The 9,360-nt window shown below is 72.9% G+C and carries 8 protein-coding genes; 7 read left to right on the top strand and 1 reads right to left on the bottom strand.

Annotated features, from left to right (window positions below):
* From VGL20_16665 to VGL20_16655, 3 genes are all read left to right on the top strand, one after another.
* Positions 1-623: GDSL-type esterase/lipase family protein (locus tag VGL20_16665; protein HEY2705316.1), on the top strand; the 623-nt coding region annotated here is incomplete at its 5' end.
* Positions 624-769: 146 nt separating this feature from the next.
* On the top strand, positions 770-1,600 hold the full coding sequence (locus tag VGL20_16660) for a GDSL-type esterase/lipase family protein (protein ID HEY2705315.1): 831 nt from the start codon (positions 770-772) through the stop codon (positions 1,598-1,600).
* Positions 1,601-1,752: 152 nt separating this feature from the next.
* The gene (locus VGL20_16655) at positions 1,753-2,595 is read left to right on the top strand and encodes a GDSL-type esterase/lipase family protein (protein HEY2705314.1); all 843 of its coding nucleotides are present in this window, start codon (positions 1,753-1,755) and stop codon (positions 2,593-2,595) included.
* A gap of 13 nt (positions 2,596-2,608) precedes the next feature.
* Here the strand turns inward: VGL20_16655 and VGL20_16650 are convergent, their stop codons facing one another.
* The gene (locus VGL20_16650; protein HEY2705313.1) at positions 2,609-3,382 is read right to left on the bottom strand and encodes a class F sortase; all 774 of its coding nucleotides are present in this window, start codon (positions 3,380-3,382) and stop codon (positions 2,609-2,611) included.
* 173 nt (positions 3,383-3,555) lie between these two features.
* Here VGL20_16650 and VGL20_16645 point away from each other — a divergent pair, with 173 nt between their 5' ends.
* The 4 genes from VGL20_16645 to VGL20_16630 form a co-directional block, all read left to right on the top strand.
* Complete coding sequence (locus tag VGL20_16645; protein ID HEY2705312.1) at positions 3,556-5,007, top strand: cobyrinate a,c-diamide synthase; 1,452 nt, start codon at positions 3,556-3,558, stop codon at positions 5,005-5,007.
* A 49-nt stretch (positions 5,008-5,056) separates the two neighbouring features.
* Complete coding sequence (locus tag VGL20_16640; GenBank protein HEY2705311.1) at positions 5,057-6,457, top strand: sigma 54-interacting transcriptional regulator; 1,401 nt, start codon at positions 5,057-5,059, stop codon at positions 6,455-6,457.
* Positions 6,454-8,502, top strand: a complete 2,049-nt coding sequence (locus VGL20_16635) for a VWA domain-containing protein (GenBank protein HEY2705310.1) — start codon at positions 6,454-6,456, stop codon at positions 8,500-8,502. The genes VGL20_16640 and VGL20_16635 overlap by 4 nt, the downstream gene beginning before the upstream one ends.
* A gap of 38 nt (positions 8,503-8,540) precedes the next feature.
* A partial coding sequence (locus VGL20_16630) for a hypothetical protein (GenBank protein ID HEY2705309.1) occupies positions 8,541-9,360 on the top strand: 820 nt, incomplete at its 3' end.

Raw genomic sequence — 9,360 nt, 5'->3', positions numbered from 1 at the left:
GCCCGATCGTCGCCCTCGGCGACAGCCTGACCTACGGGTGGGGGACGGGGGTCACCGCCGCCGAGTACGGTCCGGCACCCGCCCACAGCTATCCATGGGACATGGCCACCGACCTCGGCATCCCGGTGGTCAACGCGGGGATCAGCGGGGCCACCGCCCACGAGGTGCTGGATCCCGCCTCGGAGGCCAACCATCCGCGTCCCGTCAACCTCCAGCTTCCCGCGCTCCTCGCCCTGCACCCCCGGCTGATGGTGGTCGGGTTCGGCACCAACGAGGCCAACCGCGGCTGGCCGATCGCCCGCACCGACGCGGACCTCCGGCTGCTGCTGGACCGGATCACCGCGGCGCACGTGCCCATCGTCCTGGTCGGCACCCACGTCGACTGCACCGTCCAGCCGTGCCAGGGGCCGCATGGGCCATCGGATCCCGCCGCCCAGGTCTACACCACCGCGTGGGATGCCCCGCTCACCGCGCTGGCCACCGAGTACCACGCCGGCCTGGTCCTCGACGTCGAGCACGGCTTCACCGCGGCGGACATGACCGACTGGATCCACTGCGACGCACAGGGCTACCAGCTGATGGCGAACCGCATCGAGACCGCGGTGCGGGCGATACTGCGCTGAGCGCGGTGCGACCTGCCGCCGGCGGTCATGGTTTCGCGACCGGCCCGGGTCCTGGTCGTGACCGGTCTGCGCTCCTGTCCCGCACATCGTTCATCTGTCCGGCGGACCCCTCATTGCCGACCGCCTCCCCCCGCTGCTGAGATCCCATGCGCCTGCTGCCCACCGCCGCCCTGCTCCTCACCACGGTCCTGCTGTCGGCCTGCTCGGGCGCGGTGGCCTCGCAGGCCTTCGTGCCGACCCCGCTGCCGACGGCCCTGCCCACCCCGCTGCCGACCCCGGCACCGACGCCGGTGCCGACGCCCGTCCCCACCCCGGTGCCGACGCCCACCCCCGCTCCCATCCTGGCGGGGACCGGTCCGATCGTGGCCCTCGGTGACAGCCTGACCTACGGTTGGGGGAACGGGGTGACCGCCGCCTACTACGGTCCGCCACCCGCTCACAGCTATCCGTGGGACATGGCGCGCGACCTCGGCGTCCCGGTGGTCAACGCGGGCATCAGCGGGACCAGCGCTCACGAGGTGCTCGATCCCGCCTCCGAGGCCGACCACCCCCGGCCGCTCGCTCTCCAGCTCCCCGCCCTGCTCCGGCTCCATCCCCGGCTGATGGTGGTCCTGTTCGGCACCACCGAGGCCAACCGCGCCTGGCCGATCGCCCGGACGGTGGCCGACTTCCGGCAGCTGCTCGGCACCATCGCCGCCGCGCACGTGCCCATCGTCCTCGTCGGCACCCACGTCGACTGCACCGTCCAGGCGTGCTCTCCGCCCCCGCCGGGGGCGGTCGCCCAGAACTACACCACCGCCTGGGACGCGGCGCTGTCCGGGCTCGCGATCCAGTACCACGCCGGCCTGGTGCTCGACGTGCAGCGCGGCCTCACCGCCGCGGACCGGACCGACTGGCTCCACTGCAACGCCCGGGGCTACCGGAAGATGGCGACCCGCATCGAGGCCGGGGTGTGGGCGAGGCTCGGCTCCGCCTAGCCAGACCACCCCCGGCGGTCATCGATTCGCGACCGGCCCGGGTCCGGCTCGTGACCGGCGACCGCTGGGATCCCGCGCATGGTTTCATGGGTTCGACGGACCCCTCGGTGCCGACCTCCTCCCCGGTCGCGTGCCCTCCTGCTGAGATCCCGATGCGCCTGCCGTCCACCGTCGCCCTGCTCGTGACCGCGGTCCTCCTGTCGGCCTGCTCGGGTGCGGCGGCCTCGCAGGCCTTCGTGCCGACGGCCCTGCCGACCCCGCTGCCGACGCCGCTGCCGACCCCCGCGCCGACGCCGGTGCCGACCCCCGTCCCCACCCCGGTGCCGACCCCGGTGCCCACGCCCACCCCCGCCCTCACCCTCGCCGGAACCGGCCCGATCGTGGCCATCGGCGACAGCCTGACCTACGGCTGGGGGACGGGCACGACCTCCGCCGTCTACGGTCCGGCACCCGCCCGCAGCTACCCCTGGGACATGGCGCGCGACCTCGGCGTCCCGGTGGTCAACGCGGGGATCAGCGGCACCAGCGCTCACGAGATGGTCGATCCCGCCTCCGAGCCCAACCACCCGCGGCCGGTCGCCCTCCAGCTCCCCGGCCTGCTCCGGCTCCATCCCCGGCTGATGGTGGTCATGTTCGGCACCACCGAGGCGATGCGCGGCTATCCGATCGCCCAGACGGTGGCCGACCTCCGGCTGCTGCTCGGCAGGATCGCCGCCGCGCGCGTGCCCATCCTCCTGGTCGGCACCCACGTCGACTGCACCATCCAGCCGTGCGGCCCGCTGCCGCCGGGGCAGGTCGCCCAGGTCTACACCACCGCCTGGGATGCGGCGCTGGCCGGCCTGGCCCGTCAGTACCACGCCGGCCTGCTTCTCGACGTGGAGCACGGCTTCACCGCCGCCGACCGGACCGACTGGATCCACGGCAACGCCCGGGGCTACCAGAAGATCGCCACCCGCATCGAGGCCTCGGTGTGGGCGTGGCTCGGCGCCGCCTAGCCTCGCCGGCCGGCTAGAACAGGTGGAGGTCGGAGGGGGGGATGGTCGCCGCCGGGCCGAGGTCGTCGGGGACCAGGATGCCGAAGGCGATGAAGCGGTGGTCGTAGCCGAAGCTCGAGCCGCGGTGGAAGGTGCCCGTGCAGGTGATGATGCTGATCCGGCTCACCGCGTCGGCGGCCAGGTTGCGCTGGGTGGGATCGCCGTTGTACGCGGCGTCGCCGTAGAGCCGCTGGAGCAGGTCCGGCGAGTTCGCCTGCGCGTAGCTGTACACGGCGGCGTCGGTGATCCGGTAGCGGGAGTGCCCGCCGGAGCGCTGGTCGGCGATCTCGACGACGTCGCCCGGCTTGAGCTGGCGGATGTTCCAGAAGGCGGCGGGGCGGCCGAGCACGTCGTCGACGTGGCCGGCGATCGTGGTGGTGCCCTGCTGGCCGGGCTCGGAGCCGCCGCGGTACCAGAAGGACTCCTGCCAGTTCGGTGAGGTGGCCGGCCCCTCGGGGGCGTCCATGGACCCGGTGGCGGTCCGGCCGACGGCGAGGATCGGGGTGTCGATGCCCACGCTGGGGGCGCGGAAGCGGATCGGAACCGGCTGCGGCGGGGCGGTCAGGCTCAGCGCGGAGTCGACCAGCGGGGCCGGCGGCGCCACCGGGGCGGGGCTCATCGGGACCGCGTCCGGGCTCGCCGGGGCGTGCACCGAGGGCAGCTGGGCAGTGACGGTGGTGGCCGTGGTCTCGGGGCGTCCGCACCCCCCCAGCAGCAGAAGCACCGTCGCCCCGATCATCACGCGCATCGGCGCGGCTCCCCTCATGCTCGTCATGGTACGGGCTCCAGGCGGCGTTTGCGGGTAGTTGTGACGCGTTCTTGCTTTACAGCCTCCGGCCTCGGTGCTAGCGTCACTCGGGGCCGGCGTCCGGAGCGTGGGGGAAGGACGCGGGCCGCGCAGTGGCGAGTCCGGAGACGCGGATGTACGACGAGGTGACCCTCCCCCGGCTGGTCGTGGCGGGGGTGTGCGCGGGCACCGGCAAGACCACGGTGACGCTGGGCCTGGTCGCCGCGCTCCGCCGCAGGGGTCGCAGCGTGCAGACCTACAAGGTGGGTCCCGGCTTCCTCGACTGCGCGTACCTGGCCCACGCCAGCCGCCGTCCCTGCCGCAACCTCGACGCGTGGATGCTCGGCGACGAGGGGGTGCGCCGCTCGCTCGCCCGCGGCGCCCTCGGCTCCGACTGCGCGGTCATCGAGGGGGCCAACGGCATCTACGACGGCCACGGCCGTGGCCCCGGCGAGGAGCACGGCGCCTACCCGTTCCCGGGCAGCACCGCCGAGCTGGCCCGGATCGCCCGCTCCCCGGTGATCCTGGTCATCGACGCCGCGGCCATCGGCGAGACCGCCGCCGCCATCGCCCTCGGGGTGCGGCAGCTCGACCCCCGGCTGCGGCTGATCGGGGTGATGCTCAACAACGTCGCCAGCGACCACCACCGCCGCCTCGTCGAGGACGCGGTCTGGGGCTACGCCACCCTCCCGGTGCTCGGCGCGCTGCCCGCCGACAAGGCGTGCGGCATCCCCGAGCTGCACATGGGGCTGCTGCCGGTGGCCCAGGCGCCGCGCATCGACGCCGCCATCGAGCAGGTCGCCGACGCCGTCGAGCGCCACTGCGACCTCGAGCTCATCGAACGGCTGATGGCCGCCGCCGACCCGCTCCCCGGCGTGGGCCCGGCGCCGCCCGCCGCCGAGGGCGAGCGGGTGCGCCTCGGGGTGGCCTACGACGACGCCTTCTGCTTCTACTACCCGGAGAACCTCGAGCTGCTCCAGGAGGCGGGCGCGGAGATCGTCCCCTTCTCGCCGCTCGACGAGACCCTGCCCCGCGACCTCGACGGCCTCTACCTGGGCGGCGGCTTCTCCGACGTCTTCGCTCCCCGGCTCAGCTCCAACCACGGCCTCTTCGAGGCCCTCCGCCGGGTCCACGCCCAGGGGCTGCCGATCTACGCGGAGTGCGGCGGCCTGATGCTGCTCGGCCGCTCGCTGCGCACCGCCGACGGCAACCTCCACGACATGGCCGGGCTGGTCCCGGTCGAGGTGGCCACCCGCTCGGCGACGCCCCGGGCCGGCTATCGCACCCTGCGGCTGATGGAGGACTGCATGCTCGGCGCCGCCGGCGGGCGGCTGCGCGGCCACGAGTACCACGCCTGCTCGCTGGTCGGCCCGGGCACCTTCGAGGGCAGCCGCCCCCGCCCCGCCTGGTCGGTGCACGACTCCGACGGCGAGCCGCTCGGCTGCGAGGGCTGGGTCGAGGGCGACCTGGTGGCCTCCTTCCTGCACCTCCACTTCGGGCAGGACCCGAGCATCGCCGACCGCCTGGTCGGGCGCATGCGCGAGACCACCCGGCTCCGCCGGGCGGCCGGCGTGGTGCCCGCCTGACCGGTTCGGGGCCGGGATCGATCTTGCCAACAGGTGTACGCTCACGGGGATGGCCACTCTTCCGCAGACCGTCGGCGACCTGCGGCGCTCGGAGTACGGTGTCACCTCCGTGAAGGCGGAGCTGCGCCGCAACCTGATCCGCAAGCTGAGCTCAGGCGAGCCGCTCTTCCCCGGCATCCGGGGCTACGACGACACCGTCCTCCCCCAGCTGGAGAACGCAATCCTCGCCGGCCAGGACATCGTCCTGCTCGGTGAGCGCGGCCAGGCCAAGTCCCGCCTGGTGCGCGCTCTGATCTCGCTGCTCGACGACCACATCCCCGCGATCGCCGGCTGCGAGATCAACGACGACCCCTACGCGCCGATCTGCCGGCGCTGCCGGGACCTGGTCGCCGACCACGGCGACGGCACCGCGATCACCTGGATCGGGCGGGAGCGCCGCTACTCGGAGAAGCTCGCGACCCCCGACACCAGCATCGCCGACCTCATCGGGGAGGTCGATCCCATCCGGGTCGCCGAGGGCCGCTACCTCAGCGACGAGCTCACCATCCACTTCGGGCTGGTGCCCCGCACCAACCGCGGCATCTTCGCGATCAACGAGCTTCCCGACCTCGCCGAGCGCATCCAGGTGGGCCTGCTCAACGTCATCGAGGAGCGCGACGTCCAGATCCGCGGCTACCGGATCCGCCTGCCCCTCGACGTCTACGTGGTGGCCACCGCCAATCCCGAGGACTACACCAACCGCGGGCGGATCATCACCCCGCTCAAGGACCGCTTCGGGGCGCAGATCCGCACCCACTACCCGCGCACCATCGAGCACGAGATCGCCATCGTCGAGCAGGAGCACACCGTCTTCGAGGACTCGCCCGCCGACGTGCGCGTGCCCGCCTACATGAAGGAGATCATCGCCGAGATCACCCACCTGGCCCGGCGCAGCCCCCAGGTGAACCAGCGCAGCGGGGTCTCGGTTCGGGTCAGCATCGCCAACTACGAGAACCTCGCGAGCAACGCGTTGCGGCGCGCCATCCGCAGGGGCGAGAAGGAGGCGGTGCCGCGGATCAGCGACCTGCCCTCGCTGGTCGCGTCCAGCTCGGGCAAGCTGGAGCTGGAGACCTGGGAGGAGGGCGACGACACCGCGGTCTTCGAGAAGATCATCCGCACCGCCACCAGCAACGTCTTCCGGCGCCACTTCACGGTGCAGGAGTTCGCGGACGTGGTGCAGCGGTTCGACCGCAGCGGCTTCACCGTCGAGGTCAGCGACGCGGCCGTGGCCGACACCTACCTGCCGGTGGTGCGCGACCTCGGCGGGCTGGAGCGGGTGCTGACCAAGCTCGACGAGCCCTCGACCCCCGCCTCTCAGGCGGCGGCGCTGGAGTTCGTGCTCGAGGGCCTGCACCTCAGCAAGCGGCTGAACAAGACGCCGGTCGACGGCAGCGCGATCTACGGCGGATGAGCAACCCCGACTTCCGGCCGCGACGCTTCGCCTCCTGGGACGGCACCCAGGACCCGCTGGGCCCCGACGTCGAGGAGCTCTTCTCGCGGCTCAGCGAGGACGTCTTCCACGGCTGGGACTTCGACTCGGCGCTGCGCCGGCTGCTCAGCCAGGGCTGGCGCGACAAGGGCGGCAAGCGGCTGCTCGGGATCGAGGAGATGATGGAGCAGCTCCGCCGCCGCCGTCAGCAGCAGCTGGAGCGCTTCAACCTCGACGGCATCTTCAAGGACATCAGGGAGAAGCTCGACGCGGTGCTGCGCACCGAGCGCCAGGGCATCGGCGAGCGCCTCGAGCAGGCCTCGGACGACAGCGCCCGCCGGGTGCTGGAGCGGGTGGCGAAGACCCGGCGCGAGACCCTCGACAAGCTCCCCGAGGAGCCCGCCGGCGCCATCCGCGAGCTGCAGCAGTACGAGTTCATGGACCCCCGCGCCGAGCAGGCCTTCCAGAAGCTGCTCGAGGAGCTGAAGAAGGGCATCGTCGACACCCACTTCAAGGAGATGTCCGAGCGCCTGCAGCAGATGTCCGGGCAGGACATGTCGGTGCTGCGGGAGATGATCCACGACCTCAACGCGCTGATGCGCGAGCGCCTCGAGGGCATCCCCCCGGAGCAGCTCCAGGCCCACTACCAGGCGTTCCTGCGCAGGTGGGGCCGGATGTTCCCCGACGCGCCCCCGACCTTCGAGGAGTTCCTCGAGCAGCTGCAGCGGCAGCTCGCCCGGATGGACTCGCTGATGCAGTCGCTCTCACCGGAGATGCGCCGCCAGCTCGGCGAGCTGATGGAGTCGGCGTTCGGCGACGCCGAGCTGCAGGCCGAGCTCTCACAGCTCGCCGGGGCGCTGGAGCTGCTCTCGCCGCGGCAGCGGCTGGGCAACCGGTACTCGTTCTTCGGCGGCGAGGAGCTGCCCCTGGACGAGGCCATGGACCTGATGGGCCGGCTGCAGTCGATGGAGCGGCTGGAGCAGTCGCTGCGCGACGCCTACCGCGGCCACGACCTCGACGCCGAGAGCCGCGAGCAGCTCCGCGAGCTGCTCGGGGAGGACGCCGCCGCCAGCCACGACCAGCTCCAGCGGATGCTCCGCAAGCTCGAGGAGAGCGGCCTGGTGCAGCGTGACGGGCGCAACCTCCAGCTCACCGCCCGGGGGATGCGGCGGATCGGCCAGAAGGCCCTCGGCGACCTCTTCAGCCGGCTCAAGCGCGATCGCTTCGGCAACCACGAGCTGCACGCCGCGGGCCACGGCGGCGAGCGCAGCGACGACAGCAAGCCCTACGAGTTCGGCGACACCTTCGCCCTCGACGTCGAGAAGACGGTGATGAACGCGGTCCGCCGCGAGGCCTCCGAGCTGCGGGGCGCGCCGCGCAGCGCCGGGGTGCTGCGGCCGACGCCGCGGCTGGCCCCCGAGGACTTCGAGGTGCACCGCAGCGACGCCACCGCCCGCTCCTGCACGGTGCTGATGCTCGACATGAGCCGGAGCATGCCGCTGCGGGGCTACTTCTACGCCGCCAAGAAGGTGGCGCTGGCGCTCGACTCGCTGATCCGCACCCAGTTCCCGCGCGACACCCTGCACATCGTGGGGTTCAGCGACTACGCCCGGGTGATCCCGCCGGCGACGCTGCCCCAGCTCACCTACACCGAGTACGTGTACGGCACCAACATGCAGCACGGGCTGATGCTCGCGCGCCACCTGCTCGGCCGCCACCCCGGCGCCAACAAGCAGATCATCATCGTCAGCGACGGCGAGCCCACCGCGCACATGGAGGGCTCCCACGCGGTGTTCTTCTACCCGCCGCTGCCGGAGACCTTCCACAAGACCCTGGTCGAGGTGCAGCGCTGCACCCGCGACCACATCACGATCAACACCTTCATGCTCGAGTCGAACTACCACCTGGTGCAGTTCGTCAAGCAGATGACCCGCCTCAACCGCGGGCGCGCCTTCTTCATCAGCCCCGACCGGCTCGGCGACTACATCCTCATCGACTACGTCTCCCAGCGCGGCAGGGCCGCCTGACCCCAGGCGCCCGTCCCGGTGCGGCAGACTCCCGCCACGTGACCCCCGCAGACGATCTCGCGGATCGCACCGCCTTCGCGGAGCGGCTGCGCCTGCAGTTCGCGGCGCGCCACCCGAACCTCGAGGTGGAGGCCGATCCGGCCCGCCTCGCGCTCCGGCTGCGGGGCCCCTCGGTCGACGTGATGCTGCCCCTCGGCCCCCTCCACCTCGAGGTGCTGCGCCGGCCCGAGAGCACCGCCACGCTGATCGCCGGCTTCGTCCGCACCTCGGAGGCGCGGCTCACCCCGGGGGCGCCGGCCTCGGGCGGCAACGGGGGCGGCCCCGGCCTCGGCCGGCTGCTCTGGTGCGTGCGCAGCCGCGACCACCTCGCCGACTTCAGCCGTGCCGCCGAGCTGCTCACCGTGCCCCTCGGCGCCGACCTGGTGGCCTTCCTCGCCGAGGCCCTGCCCGGCTCGTACATGCGCGGCGTGCCCCGCGAGGAGTGGTCGGGCCACGGCGAGGAGGAGGTGCGCCGCGCCGCCGACGCCAACACCGCGGCGCGCTTCGCCGCCCTGCCGGAGCGCATCCGCGCCGCCGGGAGGGTGGCCCGGGACGGCTGGCGGATGGGCTCCGACCCGCTCTTCCAGGGCAGCGTGCTGACCGTCCCGGAGGTGATGCGGGCGCTGGTGGAGAAGGCCGGCGGACCCCTGCTCGTCGCCCATCCCGACCGCTCGCTGGTGCTCGCCATCCCCGCCGGCGCCGACCGCGAGGAGGGCTTCCGCCGCCGGGTGCTGCGGAGCTGGCGGGAGGCGATGAACCCGGTCTCCCGGGCGGTGCTGATCGCCGACGGCAGCCGCCTCGAGGAGAGCGGTACCGCGA

Source organism: Candidatus Dormiibacterota bacterium, assembly GCA_036495095.1.
Lineage (GTDB): Bacteria > Chloroflexota > Dormibacteria > Aeolococcales > Aeolococcaceae > CF-96.
The sequence above is the reverse complement of the archived record's forward strand: the minus strand, read 5'-3'. Positions and strand labels throughout refer to the sequence as shown.